Below are 23,785 nucleotides of genomic sequence, written 5' to 3' on the forward strand. Positions count from 1 at the left end.
TGGCCGAGCATCGCGGCTTCGGCCTCGATGCCACCGACGCCCCAGCCGACGACGCCGATGCCGCCGATCATCGGCGTGTGACTGTCCGTGCCGACGAGCGTGTCCGGAAGCAGCCAGTTCTCGCCGTTCTGCTCGCGTTCGTGGACGACCTGCCCGAGATACTCTAGGTTCACCTGGTGAACAATTCCCGTTCCAGGTGGGACGACGCTGAAGTCGTCGAAGGCGTTTTGCGCCCACTTCAGTGCCCGGTACCGTTCGCTGTTGCGCTCGTACTCCAGTTCGACGTTCTTCTCGTAGGCGTCCTCGCTACCGAAGTAGTCCACTTGGACGCTGTGGTCGATCACGAGGTCGATGGGCACCTCGGGTTCGACGAGAGTTGGGTCGCGGTCCTTGCGGTCGACGGCCGACCGGAGCGCCGCGAGGTCTACGACGGCAGGGACGCCTGTGAGGTCCTGGAGGATGACCCGGGACGGCTGGAACGGAATGTCGGCGTCGGAAACGTCCGGTTGCCAGCCAGCGAGGTCACGGATGTCGTCCTCGGTAATGTCCTCCCCATCGGCGTTTCGGAGGACGGATTCGAGCATGACACGGATGCTAACCGGGAGTTTATCAAGTTCACAGAGGCCTTCCTCTTCGAGGACGGTGAGGTCGGCCATCTTGTAGGTCGTTCCATCGGCTTCGAACTCGCGGATCGCATTGAAGGGGTTCATTATTGTGGAATACTTCAAACGGAGTAACGGTTATTCTTGTCCCCGTTCTCGGGAGACGGGATTCGAGCAGTTGGACCTGCCCGAAGGGGTTCAGAGAGCTCGTTGCTCTCGCGTTCGACGAGTGGTACAGTTCTGCATAAGGTGGCACTGCCTTCCTCGCTAGTGTTCATGGGTTCAGGCACCCGTTTCTTGGCCAGTCTTACTGTCCATGCGTTCAGGCGCGATTCGTGACAACCGCATCGCGTTCCCGGTGACGCCGAGGCTCATCCCCATGTCGCCGACGATGACCGCGACCGCGACGCTCACCAGTCCCAGCGGGACGCCGAGTGCAAGCAGGGCCTTCACGCCGAGGCTCGACCAGATGTTCTGGCGGATCACGCCGTTCGCCGTGTGCGACAGCCCGTAGAGATACGGCAGCTTGCTGATGTCGTCGCCCATCAGCGCGATGTCGGCGGTCTCGATTGCGGTGTCCGTTCCGGCCGCGCCCATCGCGATGCCGACCTCAGCGGTCGCCAGCGCGGGCGCGTCGTTGATGCCGTCGCCGACCATCGCCACGTCGCCGTACTCCGCCTGTAACGCCTCCACGGCATCGACCTTCTCGTCGGGCAATAGTTCTGCGCGATACTCGTCGACGCCGACCTGTTCGGCGATCGCACGGGCCGTCCCCTCGTTGTCGCCGGTCAGCATCACGACGTGCGCGACGCCGAGTTCGTGCAGCCGTGCGACCGCCCGTTCGGCGGCCGGCCGCACCTCGTCGGCAATGGCGATAATGCCGATCAATTCGGTATCCGTGCCGACGAGGACGACCGTCTTCCCCTCATTCTCGAACCGCGAGATCGCGCCGTCCTCGAGGTCGGCACAGTCCTCGCGTTCGCACTGCTCGTGGGCCACTTCGGCGACTGCGCCGCCGTCGGCACGGAGGTGGGCGTGCGACAGGTCGAAACCCAACTCCTCGAAGAGGGCGGGCTTGCCTGCATAGTACGTCTCGCCGTCGATGTCTGCGCTGATCCCCTTTCCGGTGATGCTCTCGAATTTCTCGATACTCGGCACGTCATCGCCGGCATCCTTTTCGGCGCGTTCGAGTATCGCCTCGGCGATTGGGTGTTCGCTTCGCTGCTCGAGTGCAGCCGCGTGCTGGAGTACCGTCTCGTCGTTCGTACCGCCAAGCGCTACGACGTCCGTGACCGCGAGTTCGCCCTTGGTGAGGGTACCAGTCTTGTCGAGGGCGATGGCGTCCACCTCGCCCATCGCTTCGAGGTGGTTGCCGCCTTTGATGAGGACACCGTTCTTCGCGGCACTGGTGATCCCCGACACCACGGAGACTGGGGTCGAGATGACAAACGCACACGGGCAGGCGATCACCAGCAGAGTAAGCCCCCGAATGAACCACGCCTGCCAGTCGCCCGCGAAGGTGAACCCGTAACCGGCTAGGTCCACCGACACCGGATCAGCGATAACCAGCGGCGGGATAGCGGCGGTCAGGATTGCCAGCACGACGACGAGGGGTGTGTAGTAGCCGGCGAACTGGTCGACGAACTGCTCGGACTCGGTCTTCTTCGCCTGTGCGCCCTGCACCATCTCGATGATCTGCGAGAGCGTCGACTCCGAGGCGGCCGAAGTGGCCTCGAACTCGAGGTATCCTTCCTCGTTGATGCTGCCCGCGTACACTTCGTCGCCGGCAGCCTTGTCGACGGGGACGCTCTCGCCCGTGATCGGCGACTGGTCGACTGCACTCTCGCCTTCGATGACCGTCCCGTCGAGCGGAATCTTGTCACCGGGGCGAACAACCACGGTCTCGCCCACCTCCACCTCCTCGGCGGGCACCGTGACTTCCTCACCATCGCGAAGGACGGTCGCCTCGTCGGGCGAGAGTTCCATCAGCTCGCGCAGGGAGTCCCGTGCCCTGTCCATCGCATAGTCCTCGAGCAGCTCGGCGATGCTGAATAGGACGGCCAGCGTCGCCGCCTCGACGAAGTAGCCGATACCGGTCGCGGCGATGATGGCCGTCCCCATTAGCAGGTCGATGTCCAGACTCCGGTTCTTCGCGGAGTAGTACCCGCTACGGACGACCGGGATGCCACTGGCCGCGACGGCGCCGAGGAACAGGACATCTGCGATGTGGAGCGGGTACTCGAGGACACTTGCGATGGCGATGTTCTGTCCTGCGAGGAAGAACTCGAAGAGGAGCCCGACGGTGAGGAACGCCGCGCCGAGCCACGTCTTCTTCGCGCGAGGACTCGTCCAGACCTCCGATGGTGGTGCGATGTCGACGCCATCGGCCGCCTGGTTGTCCTCATCATCGCCCTCGGCGTCCGAGCCCCCGACGACCTCGTAGCCGGCGCCTTCAATCGCCTTGACGACGTCGGCTTCGCTAGTCCGATCAGGGTCGTACGTGACGTTGGCTGTGCCGGTGGTCGGCTGGAGCGTGACGTCAGTAATGCCGTCGACACGCTGGAGGCTCTTGTTCACCTTTTGGGCGCAAGAGGGACAGTCCATCTCGGGAACGGCGAGGCGGGCGGTCAGCTCACGTCGCTGTCCGCCGCCGCTCGTTCCTCCTGCTGCGTCCGGATTCTCTGTCATCACGTCACGGTAGGAGTGGGAGTTCGATATGTCTTTGTTGGAATATTCCAACTGCGGCCCTCAGTACGATGCCAGCTGTTCTTCCGTGACCCGCTCGCCGGCGACATGTTGCTTCGCCAAATGTTCTTCCGCCCGACGGAGTCGGTAGGTGAGTGTTGACCGCGGCACGTCGAGATGCTCGGCGAGCTTGCCGACGTCAACCTCGCGGGGCGACTCGTAATAGCCGTGTTCGACGGCGGCCTGGAGAGCAGCCTCTTGGGCTGGAGGCAATCCACTCGGTGTTCCGTCGCTTCCCCTAGCTGATGTTGTGTCCGCTGTGCGGAGCATCTCCATCTGGGCGCACTCCCCGACGGCGACTTTGAGAGCGTCGAAGAACGCCGCCACGTCGCCATCGCCGGAGTGGATGAGTCGCCACGTGTAGTGGCGGCCCTCGTGACGAGTCTCGAACAGCACGCCGTCGCCGAGGTGGTCGCGAGCGATGTGGGGGACTGAGGCGCAGGTCGGAGTGCGCTCCCAATCTGAGTAGAGGATGAGCGCGTCGTCCGTGCGGTCGAGGACGCGGGTGGTCTGTGTGGCGCCGCAATCCTCAGTCGCCAGACAGTCGGCGTAGTAGTCGCCGGTGAGAAAGGCGTCCTCGATAGCGTCGAGCGCCTCAGGAGTTCCGGTAGCATGGTCGACCCGCCAGAGACGTTCGGCAGTGGCGTGCAGCGAGAGCGAGCGGACGCGGGCGTCGGAGTGGTCGGCGAGAGCGTCAGCCACCCGGTTACAGCCCGGCTCGTATTCGAGTGCGAAGATGAGTTCGCGCATATCCTGTGTACGGCCTCCTACGACATAACCCATGGTCCGGGGTGATGTCTACTGGCGGGTATCAGATCACGTCGTCCGGGTCGTGGACCTCCTGCATTCGCTGCGCTTCGGCCGCGTATTGTTCCTGGAGGTCTGGGTCATCGACCATGCCAAGATTGTCGAGTTCAGCATCGACTGCTGCCGTCGTATCTCGGACATCGGTAAATGAGGTTAGCGCCCGCTCCTTCCGATAGTACTGTTCGCCATCGGGCGTTGCGTAGGTGAGGATGATCAGGTTCTGTTCGTCATCGGAGTACGTCCGTTCGACAAGCCAAACACGAACGTCATCTTCAGACTGATTTGACATACTTGGACGTCCCCCGATATCCACTAAGGGATTGGTGTTACGACTTGCCGAGACTCGCTGTCTCGAAGGGTGATTCTCCGGTCGGAATGAGCAGCTCCTGTCGGTCTCCGACCCGCTCAGCGAGCTTCCGTTTCAGATACTGTCTCGCCGTTGACGGCGTGAAGACGCCCTTGTCGAGCATGTCGCCAACGACGTCTTTCAGTGCCCGGAACTGTCCCTTCAGATGGCCGTCGCCGACCGGCTTGCCGTCGTACCAACGCACCGTCGCGAGCGCGCCGTTCCCGACGGTCTCTCCCTGTTCGACCGTCTCCGAGTCGTACTGGAGCCCGAACCACAGCGTCCGATAGGCGGTCACCTCGAACGTCGTCGACACCACGTAAAACGCCTCATGGTGGAGGTAGTCGAGATGGTCAGCGATAATCTCCTCGAGCGTGAGCCCGGTGGCGCGAGGCTTCGGCTCGACGACCGTCGACGGTCGGTCTTCGCCGGCGAGGTAGCCGTCGACGGCATCTGCCTCGAGGCCATCGGCTAACTCCGCCAGCAGCTGTTTCGCCCACTTGGAGTCGGTGTCTTCGCCACCGAACGGCGACTCAGCCGAGATTCGGTGCTTGAGCTTCAGATTTGATGCACCCCAATGAGAGTAATGGAGCGTGTACTGTCCGTCGGTTCGTTCGTACGCAACAAGTGCGCGGTGGCCCATTGAACAATCACCTCGCAGAACGATCCACGACTGGATCGCCCCGCACCCCTCCCGGGGGACGAACAACGCTACTCGTCGATCGGGTCGGGGGAACTGAGGTCCGCGTACAGCACCTCACCGTCGCGGACGACGTACCGTTTCGCCAGCACGGGAAATCGGCATTTGGTAAATCCGGCTGTCTGGATGTCGAATTCTTCGTCCGGTTCGAGATACTCCGCGAGCGACCGGAGGAACTCGTGGGTGACGATGCCACCGTCGTAGTCAGGAAGCCCGTTCTCACGGGCCTCGTACACTTCGAAGCTATCGTAGCCCCAGATGATCAGTTCGCCGTCGTCGTCCACCTCCCAGTTGAGCGTCCCGAAGCAGTGGTTCTCACAGAGCTGGCGGACGGCCTGTGGGTCTGTTACGAGCGCGCCGGTCGATGTCGTTGCGGCTTGGAGAGTTGCCATCGGTTGTTCTCGGGAGCTGTCTCGCGCCCCCGCACCCCTTCAGGGGGCGAGCAACTGCTCACGCTGTGACGGCCACATGACGTTGCGCTGCCGATGCATCGAGCTGTCAGGATTCTCTGTTGACGTCACCGTCCCTCGTCGTATTCGGTTGGGTGAGAACATCCACCTGCTCGAGGAGCGTCGTCGCGGTGCTAATTCGCTCTTGATCAGCGGGCTCCAATTGGTCGCTGTCGATACTGGTGAGGCTACTGAGCGCGCGGTGGAGTCGATAGCCGGGGGTGTCTCGTGGGTCCATGTGTGCGCCTCCGCCAATTTCCGGCGCGAAAAAACACCGGCGGGCAGTCAGCGGGGCAGTCTGGGAGTGATCACGAACTGACCTCTAGTTAACCAACAGAACGAGTCGATATCAGGTCCGTTGGTTAAACTGACTCCGTCTCTATTGATCGGCTTCTGGTTCGGGTCCATAGCGAGGTGTCCCGCACCGCTGACACTCCCACATGGGCTGCCCGGTCCACTCATCATCGGGGACAGCCTCGAATTCGCGGAATCGATGCTTAGTCTCCCGATCACATTCCCGACACTCGAGGTGAGTCCTGTTTGGGCGCTCGCGTCGTGGCTGTTCGGTATCGGTCTTGTCAACGGATTCCTGGAGCGCAATCGCTGGCACCAGCCAGAAGTCGTCGTCTGCGTCCTCACGAAGGCTTGCAAGCCCCTCTTCGGTGCGAACCGCGCTCCCAGTTTCGTCGTAGAGAAACGTCGCGTGCTCGCCGTCGTGACAGGACTGCGTCGTCTCTGTCCACGCCGTCCGCTCACGAGCAACCGCGAGCAGCTGATTACCACATTCAGACGTGACCCGTGTCGCCGAGGGGAGCGAGGGCCACTGATCGACAAGCTGTGGGGCCGGTTCCTCGTCGAGATCGTAGATTAGCTTGCAGTCATCGACTACTGGGTCATCGTCTGCCTTCACGAGGAGGGTAGCCGCAGCAGATCCCTTCCCGACGGCGCCGTAGAACGTCGACGCCTCGACGAGCAGCTGGATGACGTGGATGAGAGTCCGTTCGGCAGTCGATGTGTCCTGATCATCGGCTGCTTCGAGATGGTTCGTGAGACAAAACCGGCACTTCGACTGGCCAGCGGGGATCGACGCTCCACAGGAAGCGCACTCGGTCGCATCTGCTGTCGGGCCGTCTGGATAGCCCGCGTCGACGCCACCGGAGCGCTGCCGCCGGGGCTCACCACTACTACTGGCGAGTTGATCGTCGGGAACGTGGGTCGCTTCGCCGAGCGGTCGGAGGGCTTCGTAGTCGGCGTACTGGTCGGTCATAGAGTGATCTGGCCGTATCATGCTTCGTCTTCGGGTTTAAACAATGGCTCTCACATCAATCAGCCTACAGACATACAACCGAAAATCAGCAGTGTGGGCCTTAGACAGCCAGTTCGTCCAGCGCGTCGCGGTGGGTCCGCACGGTGACCACTGAGACGTTCGCAACGTCAGCGATGTCCGACTGGGTGAGCCACCGCCCGTCTTCGCGTCCGGCTTTGTACAGACAGGCTGCGGCGAACCCGGATGGCCGAACCCCCGTGGTTGCTCCGGTCGATTCGGATGCTTCCGCCAGCTGCCGAGCCCGCTGCCGGATTTGATCGGAGACGTCGAGCTCCGACGCCAACCGCGGGACGAACGCACTGGGCGTCACGGGTTGGGCTGGTAGGCCGAGTTCTGTATTCAGCGTCGTGTATGCGTTCGTCACCCGCGATTGCTCGACGCGCGCCGACTCGGTGATGTCGTCGAGCGTTCGTGGTCGCCCGTTACACCGACACGCTCCGTAGACACTCGCGGCGGCCATCGCCTCAATCGACCGGCCCTGCAGGAGTTCCTCGTTCTGAGCGCTGCGGAAGAGCTGGCAGGCCTGGTCACGGATCGTCTCGGATAGTTCGAGCGTACTACTGATCCGGCGGACTTCACTAAGCCCGTGTGCGAGGTTGCGTTCAGCTTTCGACTGAAACCGCCCACGGGTCTGTTCACGGCGCATCCGGAACAGCCGGCGTCGCTTCTGTTCGGAGAGGCTGTTCCCGTTCGCATCGGCCCCGCGACCGATCTCCGTTGACAACCCTCGATCGTGTCGTGCTGCCGTCAACGGAGCGCCCGTGCGCTCTCGTTCGTCGTCGAACCCTCGCCACTCTGGCCCGTGGTCGATCCGCTGCTCGTCGACGACGAGTCCACAGTCCTCGCAGACGGTTTCAACCGCGTTGGTTGTAACTTGCCCGTTACACTCGGGACACTGCGTAGCATTCGAGTCGGTCTGGACGTCTTCGTCGAACGTCGTTTCGTAGATCTCTCTGGTTGCCATGGATACTCACGAGGGGACTCACGCGGATCGCGTCTCTCGGAGTGCCCCTCACCCATCAGGGGGCACATACACACCACACGGAACAGCGCTGACACTGATGGGCCGAGGTGGCGAAAGCCCGGCCGCGAAACGGCGCGTGAGCGCCGTGAGCAGCCCGGACCGTGGAGGTGGTGGGAGGTGGCGGTGACCGCGTACACACCAGCAAAAAAGGGGTGCGCCGACCGGCTATTCCCACCACCGACCGCGCTCAGGGAACATAATGGTGGTCCACCCAGTGACAGCCAGTGAGACGCGCCCCTCGTACCAGTTCCGGGCTACCTTGTGAATACGCACCTGCTCGCCCTCTTCAATCCACGGCGCATCTGATTTCTCCCAGATCGTCACCTTCGTTTTTCCACTGTCGTCTGCGATCAGCCCGACTTGAGCGATGGCCGGCGAGTCCGCATCCCAGAGTACTTCCACTCGACCCTCGATGCTCACCTCTTTGCGATTGACGTCCTCGAGCTTCCCAATGGGGATCACCGTCCCAGGCGCCGTCTGCAACTCCTCGAACACCCCGACGACTGCACTCGTTAGGTCTTTCCCACCGACGACGGCTTCACCCAACCGCCGGCCAATCGCTGCTCGCGACCAGCCATCCAGCTTCTCCGCCAGTCGCATCGACTGCTTGTTCACCGCCGCCAACTGCTCCTGCGTGAGCTCTGCACGAGGATCGTCTCGCTCCGGGTCAGCCATCGGATTCACGCTCGCTGCCCGCTTCTGGAACTTCACACGCCGCTCAGCGCTTCGCTTCGCTGCGATGTCTCGCGTCCGCTTCGCACGCCCCTCCTGCTGACTGAGTTCTGCCTGGGCACTGATGTGTTCCAACTCGGCCTCTCGTGCCTTGATGCGCTCTTCCTGTTCGAGGGTCTTCCCGAACATGTGATCCGGGCCTTCCTCGACGCGCGCGTCTGGGTGGTTGGAATCGACTTTGGCCTGGACTTCCATGTCGACCGTCGCCCGGAACTCCGGGGTCTCGTCGACGACTTCGAAGCCATCCTCATCGACCGCCGCTTCATCGTGTTTCTCGAAAGCCTGTTCATCGACCGAAACCTCATTACCGAAGACGTTCTTACTCGACATTGGAGTTCAGCTCCTGAAGGCGCTCAGCGCCCGACACCGCGATGCCTCAAACATCGTGGATTTCCTCGACGACAACGACCGACAGACTCGTCTGCGCGCTCTCGCTCGCGCCTTCGCGAGCGCCCCTTGGGGCGCGAGCGAGAGCGCGCCATAGGGAGGCCACTCAACCAGCACCGCGCGCCGACCCGCCCGGAGCGAGCGGCCAGCGGGATATGCCCGCTCGTGTCCGGCCCGATGTGCGGGTCCGTGTCCAGGGCGACTGTCGCCGAGAACGCGCGCCGCGGTGTGGCGCGCGACAGCGCAGGCGGCACCAAGCGCTGGAACGCGAAAGCCCGCAAGGGGCGCAACCGACGGGGATACCCGCTGGCGCCGAGGGCACATGCATTTTAGCCCGGAACGGGCGCGGGCGGTGCGGAGAGCGCCCGCACGCCCGGAATGGTCGGTCGCGAGCGACGCGGAGGGCGGAACGCGGCGAGCGGTGCGGGCCATAACGGACACACCTGTCCACCCAGCCGCGACACTCAGCGACCCAACTACTGCCCTGGCGGACTCAGAAAGGGCGAGGCCGTCTCGGTCACCGGGAAAGCAGGCTCTCCCGAGCTAACGGGCGGCGCGCCGCCCGTGAACGGCCGAGGGCCTTCATCGTGTTGCTCACCCAGCAACCTCAGCTGAGTCAGTCATACTCGTTGCGAGATAGCGAAGTTATTTAAATATCGGTTCGTATCTACGCAACAGATGCTTACCGAAGGCGAGGTTCGCGCGCTCACCGTCCTTCACGGTGAGCAGACAGTCTCCGAATTTGCGACCCAGCTGGACCGCAGTCTCAGCTACACGTCTGAACTTGTCGATCGTCTCGAAGCGACCGGACTCGTCGAGACGCGTCGACAAGGGAAAACAAAGCAGATCCGGCCATCGGACGCGAAAGCACTCGAACTCCTCGCAGACATCACCCAAGAGTATTCGCACATCGACTGGCCTGAACTGTTGTCGGGTGCGACGCTCCGCGTTCTCTACTATCTTGAAACACCGCGGGTCGTAATGGAGCTCGCGCGCCGGGCCAACATTCACAGAAGTACCGTCTATCGCGCCCTCGATCCACTTCAGCATCGAGGGATCATCTACGAAACTGACGAGGATGCATATGTGCTGAACGAGGGATTCGAACAACTGAGTACGCTTGCTCGGGAACTCGTTCATCACGACCATCGCCAGACCGTCGAACAACACACCGACACCTACACGATTCTCTGGGAGTCACTCGACGAGTTCCTCGTCCAGACCGCAGATGAGATTACCGCCGAGGACTTCCTTTCGACGGGGCCAGAGCGTTTCCAGACCTACGACCTGCCCCTTCTGGCCCGCGACCGTCGGTACTATTTCCATTCAGAGACGATGAATGATCTCTCGCCGGCGAAGCTGTGCTGTCATATGCTCGTGATCGATTCGGGCGCACGTACCCAGTCATACTGTCTTCTCCTGCTCAGCCACGTTGACGTCGACCGTGACGAACTGCGTGACCAGGCCACAAAGTACGGCGTCGACGATCTCGTCGAGGACTTGCTCACGTATCTCGACACGAGTGGTGAGGAGCGGGCATCTCGACTTCCCGAGTGGGAAGTGTTCCAAGAATTGGCTGAGGACTACGGGGTGTCAGCATGAGGGCGCGATTCGACAGTTCGTACATTCGGTCGGAACTCGAGCGCATCGGCGAGCAGCTAGACGACCCGCTCACTGTCTTCTTGATCGGCGGTGGGGCAATGGCGTTCCAGGATCTCAAGACCACTACCAAGGATATCGATCTCATCGTCGCATCCGGTGATGACCTCGGGCAGCTCCAAGCAGTACTGCTCGAACTTGGTTACGATATCGTTCGGGAACCGGACGAAGAATACGAAGCGCTCGGTGCTCAGCGAATCCTTGAGAATGACGACGGGTGTCGAATCGACATCTTTCACCAGCAGGTAATCGATAAACTGGTTCTTTCTGACGGGATTCGGAAGCGTAGCGAGCGGTACCTCAACCCCAGCAACTTGGTGGTCGAACTCGTGAGCCCAGAGGACATCTTCCTATTCAAGGCGGTCGCCGGACGGGTGGACGATATCGAAGATATGTTTTCGCTGCTGCAGACTGACCTCGATTTCGACGTCGTCGAAGCAGAACTCGCCGCGCAGATCGACCTCTTGGATCAAGAGCTATTCGTAACATACGTGAACGAGGCGTTGGCCGATCTCACCGAGCAACACAACGTGAGGACACCCCTGCATGAGCCGGTCGCGGAGATTACAGAGCGCGTATACGAGGAACTCGAAGTGCTTCACGCCCTCGACGAACCGAAATCTATGCCTGCCCTCCAGCAGGAACTCGATTACACCACGGTTGAATTACAGGATATCGTGAGTCGTCTCGAGGAGAAAGACGCAGTCAAGGGAACCGCTGATCGCATCGAGCGTCTTTCGACGACGATCTGACGGCGAGGGATACCGGAATCTATGGCGTAATGCCAAGCGGTGCGGCTTATTGGATACTTTCCCTATCCATGGATAGGGAGACTCCCCATTAGTCGCGGTCAAGCGCGACGTCGACTTCGTCAACGAGGTCCTCCATGGAAACGGTGTAAGCGTCGGCAATATGTCTCACTCAACGAGATGCTCATCGAGGTCGTGCGTCCAGTACGTCGCGGGCCCGCCAGGACTACATCGCGCACACAGCTGCAGCGGCCCCTCGAGATGGCCGAGTTCCACACGGAAGCGCGTGAGCGCCGCGAGAGCGTCGACGACGAGCCCACAGCCATCGCAGGCGTAGCGATCGCGCTCGTTGGGGTCCGGCTCCATCTGGATCGCGCAGTCGACGCAGATGGGGTGGGTGACCCGCTCATCTTCCCCCCATGTGTGGGCCTCGCCAGTCTCGGTGCTGGGCGGAGCGTCGCAGAACGCACACCCTGTAAGCGTCTGCTGCATTACTCCGCCTCCGCGTCGGCGTCGCGGCCGGCCGTCCAGCCACGGTGGAAGACGGCCAATTGCGTCGTCGAGTCGAAGGTAGTAACACTCGGCTCGTGAACGAGAACGCGATCCTCGGGAACGGGTGTGACGACGTCCGCGTCGATGAGGTCGTCGACTAGGCTGCGGGCCGTTGCGTCGTCGACGTCCGCGGTCGCGACGCTCGCGGCGTCACGGTCCTGTGCGAGGAGTTCGGTTTCGAGCTGTTCGTGGTCGGCACTCGTGTCGTCGTGAGGATCGGGACCAACCATGGTGAATCACGCCGCGCACGCTCTCGCGCGCTGCACGCCTCCCGGCGCCGATAAACAGCCCAGTCGGAGGGCGTCAGTCCGACCCTGGGTCGCGGTACTCGAAAACGGCAACGTCGCGGAGGGATAGGGCGGTGGGCGTGGGTTGAGGGCATAAATTCTGGCAACGTCATTAACCAACACTTCGACAGAACTGGTCCCGAGTGTTGGTTAAGAGTGTGGCCTATGGAGTCCGGAGTTCCTGAACCGGCTTCACGGTGAACGTGTCCGGCTCGCTGGCTGCTGCTTCTCGTGTGCGTTCCGCTTGTGAGGCTGCCGACCGGGTGAGCTGGGTGACGAGTTCGTCGCGAACGATCTCCCGAGGAACGGTTGTCTCGTGCCAGCCCAGCCGGGCGTCGAAGTGCCGCTTTTGGAACTGCTCGCTGACGTCGTCGACGGCGACGTACTGCGTGTGGTTTGTCCCCCGGACCTGGTGGGTGACGACGACTGCCCCCACGTGCTCGTGCGTCAGCTCGATTAGGGCACACTCCACGAGCGCGACGAGCGACGCGTGATCGCGGTCGTTCGGGATCGCCACCTCGAGGTCTGCCCACGGAGCCTCCCCGTCGGAGTTGGTTGCTGCTTGCTGTACCGTCTGCGTTTGGGTCGTACGTTCCGAAGCCATCGTCTATCGGGGGCACGTGATGTACCCCGCCGCCCCCTGGCGGGGGTGACAGACGTGCCGCTGCGGTCGCAACGCTACTTGGACCGACCGCCGAATAACCGACCCAACAGTGAGGATGACTCTGACTCACTACTGTTCTCACTCGTAGTAGCGGCGTGCTCGCCCTGGCACTCCTCCTCCTGGCCACGGGTGGCAAGTTCGTCAGTGAGTCGCTTGACCTCCGCTTCGAGAGCGTCGATGCGCTCGGTTTTCTCCGTGAGTGTCGCCTCGAGCTCGTCGACGCGGTCGCTCAAGATCTGGTTCTTCTCGGCGAGATATGCGCGACTCCGCTCCGAGTCAGCAGCGCCGACGTCTGGCGACGATGTGGCGGGGATCTCGTCCGCGGTATCGTCGCCGGCGTCCGGGTCGTAGAACTCCGAAGTAGTCGCAATTGCTCGCTCGATGGTCTTCTCCCCATACGTCGACCCATCAGCGTAGTGGACCTCGTCCCACTTCTCTCGCATCAATCCCGACTGGCGGAACAGCTGCTCCATTTGGGTCCGGTCGCCGCCGGTCCAGAACGCCAGCAGACAGCACAGCGCCATGTCGGCCTCGGACTGGCTGTCGTAGCCGGCTGTGTTCCCGTTCCAGAGCCGCTCGAACTTCTCGCCGTTCGATGCATTCCGCGCTTTCTCGAGGAGGTCCTCGTCTTCGAGGTCGACGTCAACGCCGGCTGCACCGGTCGTCGGTGACTCGTCGTCAGCGCTACCACGCTGTTCGGACTCTGCTGCCGTGTCACGCTCTGTCTCCTGAACGTACTCACGGTGAATCGCTCTGAGCGCGTCCTGTCGACGTGCGACGCACGTTGGTGTCCGCTCGACGTGATCGCCAGTGACGGTGAAAAATCGTGCCGTGTCGTACAGTTCGATGCTCCCGCGACGGTTCCGCCCCTCGGGAAGTTCGCCCCTGATGAGGACGTGATAGCCGGTGCCGGACGGTGACACCTCCGTATAGGAGTCGAGGCGCTCGATGATGTCTAGTGCCGCGTCGTCGACGTCGCCGGTTTCAGGATCACGGCAGTCGTCCAGGTCGACACCGACGATGGGATCGTCGTCGGTAAACACGAACCCAACGCCATCGGCGTGTGCCGTCTCGGTGTAGTCGAGCGCTGTCTCGAAGCTCGCCCAGGTCTCCGACTCTGTTGATGACGCGAACCCCCCACCTCCCGGCGTCACCGGAATCTTCGTCGACTTGCCGTCCCGCTCCTCTTCGCGCCAGCACACCCACTGGTCCCGTTCGCGTAGCGTCTCCGGAATCGCCTCCGATTCGTCGATACTACTCTCACTCATCCTCACATAGCACCTCGCATGGCTCTCACTGGCTCTGAGCCAGCACAGACTTCACGCTGCTCTGCGTGTCGATCCAATCCCTTGGTCCCAACGGGGAACCCCCGTTCTATCCTAGTTGGTTTTTGCCGTAACAGATCATTCAAATCAGTGAAATCCTGGGTCTGAGGCTCCCGATACGTGCATACAGCAAAATCTCTCCAGAATGCTTGTGTTACGGCATTTCGGTTGGTTGCCGTAACCCCTCTCCGTCTGCTGATTTCGGTGCTGCGGAGACGATATGCCTCGATGTTTCCGTAACGCGAGAGGCATTTCCTGTTATGCAAACTCAAATTTACATTTACGATATATTTGGCGCTGAGTGTGGATTGCATTGTATTCCCCTCCAGATCTATTCTGATTTGAGTGCAAGCCCCTCGTAGTATCGAACAGAGTCGCCGTTCTCATTGTCTGTGTTCCGCTCGAACGTGACATAGTTCCCGAGGCGACGGCCGAACCAGGGTTTGCTATCTGTATCAATCCCGTGAGCCTCAGCCCACTGCTCGTAGATTTCGTAGACATCTCCGGCGGCTACTCTGCTTTCCGGATCTTCGACGAGGTGTGTCTCTGCGAATCGCTCAACAACCGCCTCTGGATCCTCAGCAATATCGTCAATCGATGGCTGAGGCGCCTGCTGAATATGGTCTGCCTGTTCTCCTGTCGTTTCTTCGCACCCACTTGTGGTGACGGTATCGAGTAAGGTGTCCATCGAGTACGTACCGTCAGTATCGTACACGACCGGGTTGCCTTCTTCAGGGAGAATGACGATAGCGTACGACGTGGGGCTATAATCGGGTGTCTGGAGTTCGGCTTCGGGGACGAATGGCTTCTTGATACGCACCCAGTCGCCCTCGAACGCCGATTTCGTCTCGTAGATGTGTTGCTCACCGTGCTCGTATACGACGTACTCGTCGGCAGCGTGGTCGTAGCTGTAGATGGCTGGAACACGATCTTTCGAGAGTGTTCCAAGCGACGGGAGGCGGATGTGTTCCGTCCCGCTGGTATCACGAAGGACGATCTCGTCGCCATCACGCTGCCAGATGTTCTGGGTCCCGTTCTCGTCGTCGGTCGCCGGTCGCACGGCCGTCACTCCACCTTCTTCGGTCGCTCCACCGTTGAACGTGAGATTCGAGTCAGTCGTGTAGAACCGTGTCTCACCATTCTGGAGGGTACGGACGGGTGGTGTGAGAATGCCGTCGACACGCTCGGCCCACTCAGTTTCGTCGTTTCCTGGGCGAACGACAAACAGCGGGATATCCCCTGCTTCTTGGGCTTTCCGGAGATTCGTGAGCACCTTTGCGGGATTCTCGGGTGTCGTCGTTTCGACTTCGATGGCGAATCGGTCTGCAACGTCGGAGTGGCTCGCCCTCGCGTCAGGTTTCTCGCTGCCATCCTGTGCGAGGATCGAGACAGTGAAGCCGAGTGCGGTGAGCTCTTCTTCGATCTGGAGGAGTGCTGCGTCGTGGACACTCCCACCAGCGGCCTGCACGCTACCAGTATCGGGTGTCGAGACATCCTCTCCGGCTTCAGTGAGCCGGATGCGGAGCTCGTCGGCGTCGATATCGACGGTCGTATCGAGGTATCGTGATCGTTCTCGAATGTCCGCGAGTGCATCATACGATGGCGGCTCGGCGTCGACGTCGTCGAAGAGCCGCCTGAGTTCGTCGTCAACTGCTTCAACGGCCACCCAGCCGTTCTCCTCGCGGCACTCCTCTCGAAGCTGCAGACTCCGAACCACCTTCGCAATCGCGACGTCCAGGTCATCGCTCCCGATATCGAGCACCTCGTGTCCGTCGGTCGGTGTTCTCGTTGTTGAGGCGTCTGTTGCAGCCGGCACGCCGTGTTCGTCACTGATGTGCTCGTGCATCGAGGAGAGCGTCTCAGTGAACTCCTCCTCTTCACGCGCTGTGAGTGGAGATTCGCTTTCGGGGTGGCCCGGTGGAATCGGGAGTGGTTCGAGACTGAACGGATACGGCCCCGTTTCACCGAACGTCGGGCTTGGCAGGCTGGCGATCCACTCCCCTCGTGGCAACGAACGAATCCGATTGGCGAAATCCGCGGGGTCCATCTCTTCGTGGGCCATCGCTCGCGCCAGTTCCCGGTCGACGTTGATTTTCCCGATGAGTGAACTGCCGATGTTGTTCAGAGCATTCAGGTAGATCTTCCGCCCACCTTCAGCCTCCATCTGTTCGGGGAACTGCATCGACAGGCCAACAGAGAGCCGGAATCCCCGGCCTTTCTCGAGGAGATCATTCATGATGTCGGAGACCACGACCGACGCTGCCTCGTCGACGAGCAAGTTCACGACGTAGTCGTCCGAGTGCTGGGAGAGGGCCTGTTTGCGGTCCTTGAGAGCTGCATCGAGATTGGTCAGGATCACGCCGGTCATGATCCGGGCGGCGTCGTCGCGGAGGTCGCCGAGGTCGAAGAGGATGACCGTATCCTCGTCGAGGACATCCCGAAAGTCGAACTGGTTCTCGGTATTGTTGAAGATCTGCCGCAGGTGCGTATCCTGTGAAATGTACGCAAGGCGGTTTCCGACACCGCCCATCACGTTTGCGAAGGTGTTCGGATCTAACTGGAGCTGCCGTCGAATCGTCCGGGTGACCTCCTCGTCGCTCGACCGTGGGGCGTCGCCGATGTTCTCGTTCGGTGGCCCGGCCTCCCAAAGCTGGTCGACGACGTGTTCTAGCTGTCGGTGGGCGAAGTAATCCGTCGACGCTCGGTATAGCCCGTTCTCACGCCCGTATTCCTCGTCGAACAGTGCCTTGATGAGTGTCTTGATGAGAGTCGGGGCTACAGTCGCCCGCTCGTAGCGGTCGGTTCCCATCACGAGCTTCAAAATCTCTTCGTAGTGGTCGGCCTTCCGTTGGACGGCGTCTTCGCGGCGCCGTCCGCTCTCCATCGACGGTTCGAGATCGAAAAACGAGAACCCGGGGAGGACGTCCGGAATCGGGAAGTGGACGACGTTCTCTTCGAGGTCGGTCATTCCGAACCGACGCGCGTGAGCCCGCATGTAATTCTGGGCCATATCGTCGTTTTTCGGGATGATGAGGATCGTCGGCCCCTCGGTGTTGTCGTACAGCGACAGCATATCGTTGATGAGGGCTTTCGACTTCCCAGAGCCGGTTGTTCCGAACCGGCCGTAATGAGTGGGCAGCAGTCCGGGTGGAATGTGTGTCGGCTCGTCTTCGGCCTCGCCGGTGTCGTCGAGGGCATACCCGATTGCCATCCCGTCTCGGAACTCACTCATGAGGTCTTGGTGCGGACGGGGCAACGGATTCCGACTCTGCTGTTCCGCACGCGTCCCCCGTGTCCCCTCGACAGTAAGCTGTTCCGAGGAGGGGACGAGTACGAAGTGCGCAAGTTCTCGGCCGCTCAGGACGAACTCCGGTCGGGTCTTTCCACGGCCAGTCGTGATCTCACGATCCAAGAGCCGCTGCAGCGCCGCTCGGGCGTTTCGTTCTTTCGTGGCTGCCCGGAAGCCGCTGTTGCGTACCCGTTCGGCCGCAACCTGGTAGTACGGTCCATCAAGCGGGTCGAATACCGGGACCAGTGATTGCATTCGCTCATCGAGATCATCGTGACCGTCACTACCGGATGGAATCCCGACTGCTCGAATGTTCGCGGTGAACGACCGCTTCGGATTTTTCGCCTCGATTGCCGCGACACGTTTTGCAACGGCGTCGCTCAGCTGGTTTCTGTCCCGGCTCTCCGACTGATCGTCGAGTTCGAAAAGGGAGCCAATAATTTCCTGAGCGAGTGTGTCTCGTCCGTCGATGACGTCCTCCTTGCGAAGGTCGGCATCGGACTGCCAGCTCTCGCGTCGTTGGAAGACGACCTGGAACGCTACTGGTGCTGTCGCCTCCATCAGATGGTCGACGAGTGACGCGAGCGCACCTCCTGGCTGATCGACGGCTGGGAGTTCTGCTTCGTCGTCGGCAGTAACTGGCAAGAGTGAGGTCATCCAGTCTTGCTTCCGAGTCGCCGACCCTTGCCACCGTACGCCGAGTGGGGAGACGGATTCGGTCGCTGGCCGTGCGAGTATCGTCCCCTCCGATGTTACCGTTGGTTTGGCAAGCGTGGTGAGTGGCTCATCCTCAGGAATCGCATCTGGTGGGGCGAGTTCGAGGGCAGTATCACCAATCTCGATGAAGTGGTCGGCAGACTGGTCACCGACTGTTCCTCCATCCGCGACTGATTCGGCGTCTGCTGGCCCCGCTTGTTTGTTGTCGTCAGTGCCACGTTCGTATTGCTCGTCAGGGCCGAACTCATACCTGAGCCCGCCCGAGTTATACTGCTCGACGAATGTCTCTCGGTCGAATTCGACAGGCTGCACGAGTCGGGATGCGACGTCGACCTCGGTACGCTCGATGTCGAACGTCTCGGGATAGACCGACTGGAGCCGCTTCTCAAGGGTATCCAGATGGTCGTCGGCACCGTAGTAGAATTCGACGGGGTCATCTGCCCCCTCGCTCAGCGCGAGAAATTCGAATTGTATCGGTGTGTCGCTATGTAGCGGATTGAGTTTGTCAACTAGCCCTGTCGAGTCCGTTGAGGTCAGTTTGTGGAGGCTCTCCAGTGCCTGCGGCAGACGCTCCGGATTGAGGCGTTCGGAGGTTGGCGTCACGCGAAGATACTCACGCATCGTCGCCACCTCCCGTTTCGCCGCCATCAGTCTCTGTTGGCGTCCGCTCAGATTGGAGTTGTCCGTTGTCAGTCCCTCGGCGTTCAATCTCGTCTTGGAACGCCTGCACGTCCGCGTCCACGGCGTTCTCACCAGTCCCAGGGAGTGAGGATCGCCGTTGCTCGGTTGGCTCGAAGTCGATGACTTGCTTCTCTTTGGGCATCGCTTTGACCTGGATGCCGCGCCACTCGCCGTCGACGCCCACCAGCGCCTCGGAGAAGCCGGCGTCCTCGTTACCAGGAACGGCGTCCTGGACGAACCGCATCTGTGCGTAGTTCAGACCGAACTCGTCGGCCCACTCCTCGTCCATCCCGTCGAGGCGGTGGAACTGCTTGACCGCACACTGGTCCAGAATCGCCTCGGATTCGGCGTGCTCGAAGAACTCGTCGACGGTCTGCGTGACCAGCCGGATCGAGAGGTCGTGGTGCCGGTGGTGGCGGAACACCGTCTCAAGGAACGCCAGGCTCGCGGCGTCCTGCATAATGTAGCGTGCCTCGTCGATGTAGAACACGACCTCCTTCTCCGAGACTTTCGCCCGCTCGTACACCAGCGAGATGAGTAGCTGCATCGTCAGCGCCGTGCTGCTGTCGACGCTGCCCTCCTGCTGGGCGAGGTCGAGGTAGATGACCTTCTCGTCCCGAATGTCGAAGTCGGACTCTTGGCCGAGGTTGGCGTGGCGACCGTCGTCCTCGAAGGGACGGAGCTGATCGAGCAGCCACGTTGCGTTCTCTTTGATCTTCCCCGCCTCCTCGTCGGACCGGACGACGAACTCCTCGGGGTCGTCGACCATATCTTCGAACACGTCCATCATCTCGCGGATGGTCGGACTCGGATTGCTGTGCGTCGAGATGTCGTCGGTGATCCCGTTGCGCTGGTAGGCACGTTTGAGGGCGAGTTCGAGCGTGGTGCGCCGATCTCCCAGTGAGATACCCCGGAGGGCGAAGAAGTTCGTGAGGAAGCTCATCGCGTCGTCGAGTTTCTCGTTGAACGGGCTCGCGTCCTCACCCATCGCCCGCTGGACGTGTTCGGGCGTCTCGCGGATTTCCAGCGGATTCAGACCGAGCGTCCCGCCAACCGTGATCCGCTTGGCGTCGAGCGCCTCTGAGACGCCGGCCCAGTTGTTCAATGGTTCGAGGATGATGCCGATGCGGTCCTTGCTCTGCTCAATCGACCGGATGAAGTTCTGCTTCGAACTGAACGACTTTCCCGACCCGGTGTCGCCGACGGTGAACATCGCGTAGCCGTTGTCCCGCGCGAACGGGTCGATGACCACCGGACTCTGGTTGTCCTTGTGGATCCCGAACTCGACGCCGCCTTCCTCGAGTATCGTCGCGTTGTGCGGCGAAGACAGTAACGCGCCGATGGCGCCGCCGAGTGCGATCGACGTCCGGCCGAACTCGTTGTCGCCGATGGGCGCGGCGGACTGGAGGGCGAGATCCTGGCGACAGATGGCCGTCTTCGGCGTGAGGTTCGCCGGGTCGTCCCGGAGCGCACTCTTGACCGTCTGGACGGCGTCTCTGAGGTCGTCTTTCTCGGCGGCCCGCACGGTGATGAACATCCCTTGGTCGAAGACGTTCGCGCCGTTCTCGACGGCCTTGTACGTCGCTGCAGCCTCGTTGGCGCGTTCCTGTAGGTAGGCACTCCGGATACTCTGTTCGAGGTCAGCGTCCACCTGAAGGTCGTCAGCGATGTCCTGCAGTTCGTTCCGGGCCCGCTCCTGATTTTTCGGCGTGATGTGGGCTGTCAGATCGAACTGCACGTCGGTCATCTCGAAGAGGTCGCTCAGATACCCGTCGTTGGGATAGTCGGCATAGTTAGCGATGTACAGTGTCGTCGTCCACTGCTCGCCGACCCGTGCGGCTCGCGTTTCCCACTCAATCGCCGCCGGCGCGGTCACCGTCTTGTGTGACTCGGAGATGTCGTCGAGGAGCTTGCGTTCGGCCTCGCCTTCTTCGAGTGTCTCCTCGTCGAGGACATCGGTGAAGTCCACGTCTGGTTCATCATCCGCAGTGAAGCGGTCCCAGAGGTACTTACTGCCGACGCCAAGGCCGAGACCCACTGCAAGGGCTAGTACTGCACTCTCTGCTGGTGTCAGGTTCTGGAGCCACCCGGCGACGGAGCCAAGCGCGCCACCACCAGTCTGGAGGATCACATTACGCATCGTGTGGGTCCTCCCGGCGCGAGTGGCCGATGACCGATTGGTCGCGAACGACACGTTCTGCATCATCGTAGTCGTGTTCGCGACCGTTCCAGAAGTCCATATTCAGGACGAACAGCTCGACCGTGCTGAGCCGGCGTGCGGACCACCCCGACGCCTGTTGTATGAGTTCGGAGCGAACGTCGTTGACGCGACTGTCGAGTTTCTCGAACATCTGGGCACGGCGCTCGACGTCGGTGAGGTCCTCGCGGCGGGTGACGAACGGGTTGAACAGGAACCCGATGACCGGGAACTGAGTCAGCTTCTCGGCGGGGGTGCCCTCGTCACGGAAGCGGTCGTACACTTCTATCGGGCTAACTTCAACGCCGATGTAGTACCGGACCTGCTGAATGCCCCGGTCACGCATCTCCTTCGGCCGTGTCTCCCGGTATTCTTCGAGGAGTTCCCGGAAAATCGGGTTCTCCGTGACGTCTTCGTCGGTGAGTCGGTCCTCAATGGTCTCGGTGATCTGCTCCACCGGAAATGAACGGGTTGTGGCGTGGAGTTTGAGCTTCGAGTCCAGCTCTTTGTTGGCGAACTCTTCGCCAGCGTCTTGCAGCTGCGCCCAGTCGTCGGACATCGCGAAGTCCATGTTGGCCGGATCGATCTCGATGAACGCCTCCATCGCGCCGTCTTCACGCTGGATGGCACCAGCACCCGGCCACGCCCGCTTGATGTTCGTGAGGTCCTGTGTCCGCTCGTCCGGCTTGAACGGCGTGTAGTTCGCGAGTCCGCCTTCGTTGCGCTCTGACTCGTTGGTACTCGTGTCGGCTTCGGCGGGCGCACTGAACGTGATCTGAGGTCGCTTGAGGTAGCGGTAGACGTCTTTGGTCCACGTCCAAGCGTTCAGGTGGGTTGGTGAGACGTAGATGACGGCAACGCCAAAGCCAAGCCCGCCAGCGACGAACGGGAGGGCAAGCGACTCGATCCCGGTGAGGCCAGCAATAAACAGCCCAATAATGGGGAAGGCGATGAGCATACCGACGTCTCCTTCCTCGATATTGAGATACGGGATGCGACTCTCCTCGCCGAACTGATCCATGATGCGCCGTGCGGCCGCGTCTTGATCTGCTGACATTGTTAGTGGATTCCTCGATCAAACTCCATCCCACGGTCGTCACTCGCTGATTCCGCTGTCGCTCCACCTGGGTCATTCTCTGTCCGACGGTACGATGGCGTCCCGCCATCGTCTCCTCCATGCCCACCGCGGGCAGCCGCTTTTTGCGCGACGGCGTGGCCAGCGGCGGCTTTCGGCCCCCACCGAGCGGCGGTCGTCGCGACGCCGGCGCCACCGACGTAGGCTCCAGCGGCGACACCGCCAACGAGTGCTGCGCCTTTCGTTGCACCGCCGACGACTTTGGCCGTCAACGGGGTCGCGTATTTGAACGTCTTCCACGTGATGTAGAGGGCGACCAGCGGGAGGGACGCAGCAACGAGATATTTGAGGAACGCTGTTCCTGGTGTGAGAGTCCCACCGCCGTAGATCAAGTCGTACCCCTTGAGGACCATCGCTGCCGGGAGCGGGAGGACAGCCAACGGGACAAACCGTTTGCAGAACCCCATCGCGATATCGGATACGACCGGAATGTTTCCGTAGGCCAGTGCAAATGCAATCGGCATTCCGTACAAGTAGACATACAGCAGAATCATCCGAATGTAGAACAGCGCCTCCAGCGCCCACATCGAGATTCCACCAATCACGGCGAACAATAGCCCCAGTCCGGGGTTTGTGATGGATACTTCCAAGAATCCAATCATCGCCTCCGTAACCGAGGAAAGCTCCGGCATCAGGGCGATAGTGAATCCGTCAACGAGGTAGAGTGCAAGAGTTCCAACCCAATACCACGTAATGATTAGAAAAGCACCGACCCAGGCCGTCTTCTTCGTTTTTCGGGCTTCGTAGGTACTTCCAATATTGAAGATCCGAACCGTGTGACGGCCCTGAACGCTCATCACGAGGAGCAAGAGGGCAACCAGCATGATTTCGCCGCCGATGAGAGCATCGTGAATCGCTGGCCAGGGTGCATTGGTTGGTTCACCGAAAACAAAAGCTCCGTTCGTCTCTGGAGTAGGTGTCCCGAACATTCCCTCAGTCAGAGTTTCATACCCTGATCTGAGACCGTCCATGAACAGCCCAATGAACCACTCAACGACGCCCTTGATACCCTCAAGGACGACATCAATGAGATCGACCATCGTTATACCTCAGTGATCGTGACCTCACAATCAGTCATATCGTCGGAACCAGTGTATTGAACGTTGTAGGTGCTTGAGACCTGATTTCCACCGACCCGTGTCTCAACGATAACAGTAAACTGGCCACTATTCCCTTCTGGGGAGCATCCCATCCCGTCCTCAGTTTCTGTACCGAACGGAAACGAACTACTGAACAGGTCGGCCGTCTCACCAGGGGAGACTACTACCCGGTCGGTTTCGTGCATTCCACTGCCTCTGGGGTTCTCAATTGGATTGGGAACGTCCCCGGAGAAGATTAGTTCAGTTATCGCTTCCGGACCGCTTCCTGTGTTCTCTACCGTGACGAATGCCTCGCCATTCTTGATCCGGTC

Annotated in this window: 20 protein-coding genes and 1 pseudogene; 2 read left to right on the forward strand and 19 right to left on the reverse strand. The window is 61.1% G+C overall.

Features of this window, described 5'->3' with window-relative positions:
* The 10 genes from B4V04_RS00005 to B4V04_RS00050 form a co-directional block, all read right to left on the reverse strand.
* A partial coding sequence (locus B4V04_RS00005) for an aconitase family protein (RefSeq protein WP_498228375.1) occupies positions 1–710 on the reverse strand: 710 nt, incomplete at its 3' end.
* Positions 711–884: 174 nt separating this feature from the next.
* Complete coding sequence (locus B4V04_RS00010) at positions 885–3,290, reverse strand: heavy metal translocating P-type ATPase (RefSeq protein ID WP_092635702.1); 2,406 nt, start codon at positions 3,288–3,290, stop codon at positions 885–887.
* A 60-nt stretch (positions 3,291–3,350) separates the two neighbouring features.
* The gene (locus B4V04_RS00015; RefSeq protein WP_123115081.1) at positions 3,351–4,097 is read right to left on the reverse strand and encodes a helix-turn-helix domain-containing protein; all 747 of its coding nucleotides are present in this window, start codon (positions 4,095–4,097) and stop codon (positions 3,351–3,353) included.
* Positions 4,098–4,158: 61 nt separating this feature from the next.
* Positions 4,159–4,443 (reverse strand): DUF7967 family protein, encoded by a 285-nt coding sequence (locus B4V04_RS00020; protein WP_123115082.1) that lies wholly within the window; start codon positions 4,441–4,443, stop codon positions 4,159–4,161.
* Between the two features lie 37 nt (positions 4,444–4,480).
* Positions 4,481–5,143 carry a DUF6735 family protein gene (locus B4V04_RS00025; protein ID WP_058366986.1) on the reverse strand — a complete coding sequence of 221 codons (663 nt, stop codon included), beginning with the start codon at positions 5,141–5,143 and terminating at the stop codon, positions 4,481–4,483.
* A gap of 68 nt (positions 5,144–5,211) precedes the next feature.
* Positions 5,212–5,592, reverse strand: coding sequence for a hypothetical protein (locus B4V04_RS00030; RefSeq protein ID WP_058366987.1), 381 nt, complete (start codon positions 5,590–5,592; stop codon positions 5,212–5,214).
* A 106-nt stretch (positions 5,593–5,698) separates the two neighbouring features.
* Positions 5,699–5,887, reverse strand: coding sequence for a DUF8012 family protein (locus B4V04_RS00035; protein ID WP_049983731.1), 189 nt, complete (start codon positions 5,885–5,887; stop codon positions 5,699–5,701).
* Positions 5,888–6,028: 141 nt separating this feature from the next.
* Positions 6,029–6,916, reverse strand: coding sequence for a biosurfactant protein 1 (locus B4V04_RS00040; RefSeq protein ID WP_123115222.1), 888 nt, complete (start codon positions 6,914–6,916; stop codon positions 6,029–6,031).
* Between the two features lie 100 nt (positions 6,917–7,016).
* A complete protein-coding gene (locus B4V04_RS00045; protein ID WP_123115083.1) occupies positions 7,017–7,940 on the reverse strand; it encodes a transcription initiation factor IIB in 924 nt (307 codons plus the stop codon).
* A 225-nt stretch (positions 7,941–8,165) separates the two neighbouring features.
* On the reverse strand, positions 8,166–9,062 hold the full coding sequence (locus B4V04_RS00050; RefSeq protein WP_498228364.1) for a DNA-binding protein: 897 nt from the start codon (positions 9,060–9,062) through the stop codon (positions 8,166–8,168).
* Positions 9,063–9,797: 735 nt separating this feature from the next.
* On the opposite strand from B4V04_RS00050, the gene B4V04_RS00055 reads away from it, so the two are divergent.
* Positions 9,798–10,721, forward strand: a complete 924-nt coding sequence (locus B4V04_RS00055) for an ArsR/SmtB family transcription factor (RefSeq protein ID WP_312621795.1) — start codon at positions 9,798–9,800, stop codon at positions 10,719–10,721.
* On the forward strand, positions 10,718–11,530 hold the full coding sequence (locus tag B4V04_RS00060; RefSeq protein WP_135806887.1) for a DUF6036 family nucleotidyltransferase: 813 nt from the start codon (positions 10,718–10,720) through the stop codon (positions 11,528–11,530). The genes B4V04_RS00055 and B4V04_RS00060 overlap by 4 nt, the downstream gene beginning before the upstream one ends.
* A 165-nt stretch (positions 11,531–11,695) precedes the next feature.
* Here the strand turns inward: B4V04_RS00060 and B4V04_RS00065 are convergent, their stop codons facing one another.
* From B4V04_RS00065 to B4V04_RS00105, 9 genes and pseudogenes are all read right to left on the reverse strand, one after another.
* Positions 11,696–12,019, reverse strand: a complete 324-nt coding sequence (locus B4V04_RS00065; RefSeq protein WP_049983726.1) for a DUF7558 family protein — start codon at positions 12,017–12,019, stop codon at positions 11,696–11,698.
* Complete coding sequence (locus B4V04_RS00070; RefSeq protein WP_049983725.1) at positions 12,019–12,309, reverse strand: DUF8069 family protein; 291 nt, start codon at positions 12,307–12,309, stop codon at positions 12,019–12,021. The genes B4V04_RS00065 and B4V04_RS00070 overlap by 1 nt, the downstream gene beginning before the upstream one ends.
* Positions 12,310–12,529: 220 nt before the next feature.
* Complete coding sequence (locus B4V04_RS00075) at positions 12,530–12,970, reverse strand: DUF8030 family protein (protein WP_049983724.1); 441 nt, start codon at positions 12,968–12,970, stop codon at positions 12,530–12,532.
* A 74-nt stretch (positions 12,971–13,044) separates the two neighbouring features.
* The gene (locus tag B4V04_RS00080) at positions 13,045–14,298 is read right to left on the reverse strand and encodes a phage NrS-1 polymerase family protein (RefSeq protein WP_498228367.1); all 1,254 of its coding nucleotides are present in this window, start codon (positions 14,296–14,298) and stop codon (positions 13,045–13,047) included.
* Between the two features lie 388 nt (positions 14,299–14,686).
* Positions 14,687–19,009 (reverse strand): type IV secretory system conjugative DNA transfer family protein, encoded by a 4,323-nt coding sequence (locus B4V04_RS00085; RefSeq protein ID WP_498228369.1) that lies wholly within the window; start codon positions 19,007–19,009, stop codon positions 14,687–14,689.
* On the reverse strand, positions 18,975–21,182 hold the full coding sequence (locus B4V04_RS00090) for a VirB4 family type IV secretion system protein (protein ID WP_498228371.1): 2,208 nt from the start codon (positions 21,180–21,182) through the stop codon (positions 18,975–18,977). Before B4V04_RS00090 ends, B4V04_RS00085 begins: the two co-directional genes overlap by 35 nt.
* Entirely contained in the window at positions 21,175–22,296 is a 1,122-nt protein-coding gene (locus tag B4V04_RS00095) for a TraC-like domain-containing protein (RefSeq protein WP_498228373.1), read from the reverse strand. Before B4V04_RS00095 ends, B4V04_RS00090 begins: the two co-directional genes overlap by 8 nt.
* A 2-nt stretch (positions 22,297–22,298) precedes the next feature.
* A complete protein-coding gene (locus B4V04_RS00100; RefSeq protein ID WP_096396456.1) occupies positions 22,299–23,414 on the reverse strand; it encodes a TrbL/VirB6 family protein in 1,116 nt (371 codons plus the stop codon).
* A gap of 2 nt (positions 23,415–23,416) precedes the next feature.
* Positions 23,417–23,785, reverse strand: a pseudogene (locus B4V04_RS00105) (hypothetical protein); the annotation flags it as partial.

The organism is Halorubrum sp. B52 (assembly GCF_059752555.1).

What these genes read in the sequence shown, in the direction of transcription:
- B4V04_RS00040 (WP_123115222.1), bottom strand. Translation starts at nt 6,916, where the DNA reads ATGACCGACCAGTACGCCGACTACGAAGCCCTCCGACCGCTCGGCGAA.
- B4V04_RS00010 (WP_092635702.1), bottom strand. Translation starts at nt 3,290, where the DNA reads ATGACAGAGAATCCGGACGCAGCAGGAGGAACGAGCGGCGGCGGACAG.
- B4V04_RS00015 (WP_123115081.1), bottom strand. Translation starts at nt 4,097, where the DNA reads ATGCGCGAACTCATCTTCGCACTCGAATACGAGCCGGGCTGTAACCGG.
- B4V04_RS00080 (WP_498228367.1), bottom strand. Translation starts at nt 14,298, where the DNA reads ATGAGTGAGAGTAGTATCGACGAATCGGAGGCGATTCCGGAGACGCTA.
- B4V04_RS00030 (WP_058366987.1), bottom strand. Translation starts at nt 5,592, where the DNA reads ATGGCAACTCTCCAAGCCGCAACGACATCGACCGGCGCGCTCGTAACA.
- B4V04_RS00075 (WP_049983724.1), bottom strand. Translation starts at nt 12,970, where the DNA reads ATGGCTTCGGAACGTACGACCCAAACGCAGACGGTACAGCAAGCAGCA.
- B4V04_RS00050 (WP_498228364.1), bottom strand. Translation starts at nt 9,062, where the DNA reads ATGTCGAGTAAGAACGTCTTCGGTAATGAGGTTTCGGTCGATGAACAG.
- B4V04_RS00085 (WP_498228369.1), bottom strand. Translation starts at nt 19,009, where the DNA reads ATGGCGGCGAAACGGGAGGTGGCGACGATGCGTGAGTATCTTCGCGTG.
- B4V04_RS00045 (WP_123115083.1), bottom strand. Translation starts at nt 7,940, where the DNA reads ATGGCAACCAGAGAGATCTACGAAACGACGTTCGACGAAGACGTCCAG.
- B4V04_RS00065 (WP_049983726.1), bottom strand. Translation starts at nt 12,019, where the DNA reads ATGCAGCAGACGCTTACAGGGTGTGCGTTCTGCGACGCTCCGCCCAGC.
- B4V04_RS00035 (WP_049983731.1), bottom strand. Translation starts at nt 5,887, where the DNA reads ATGGACCCACGAGACACCCCCGGCTATCGACTCCACCGCGCGCTCAGT.
- B4V04_RS00090 (WP_498228371.1), bottom strand. Translation starts at nt 21,182, where the DNA reads ATGCGTAATGTGATCCTCCAGACTGGTGGTGGCGCGCTTGGCTCCGTC.
- B4V04_RS00060 (WP_135806887.1), top strand. Translation starts at nt 10,718, where the DNA reads ATGAGGGCGCGATTCGACAGTTCGTACATTCGGTCGGAACTCGAGCGC.
- B4V04_RS00025 (WP_058366986.1), bottom strand. Translation starts at nt 5,143, where the DNA reads ATGGGCCACCGCGCACTTGTTGCGTACGAACGAACCGACGGACAGTAC.
- B4V04_RS00020 (WP_123115082.1), bottom strand. Translation starts at nt 4,443, where the DNA reads ATGTCAAATCAGTCTGAAGATGACGTTCGTGTTTGGCTTGTCGAACGG.
- B4V04_RS00100 (WP_096396456.1), bottom strand. Translation starts at nt 23,414, where the DNA reads ATGGTCGATCTCATTGATGTCGTCCTTGAGGGTATCAAGGGCGTCGTT.
- B4V04_RS00070 (WP_049983725.1), bottom strand. Translation starts at nt 12,309, where the DNA reads ATGGTTGGTCCCGATCCTCACGACGACACGAGTGCCGACCACGAACAG.
- B4V04_RS00095 (WP_498228373.1), bottom strand. Translation starts at nt 22,296, where the DNA reads ATGTCAGCAGATCAAGACGCGGCCGCACGGCGCATCATGGATCAGTTC.
- B4V04_RS00055 (WP_312621795.1), top strand. Translation starts at nt 9,798, where the DNA reads ATGCTTACCGAAGGCGAGGTTCGCGCGCTCACCGTCCTTCACGGTGAG.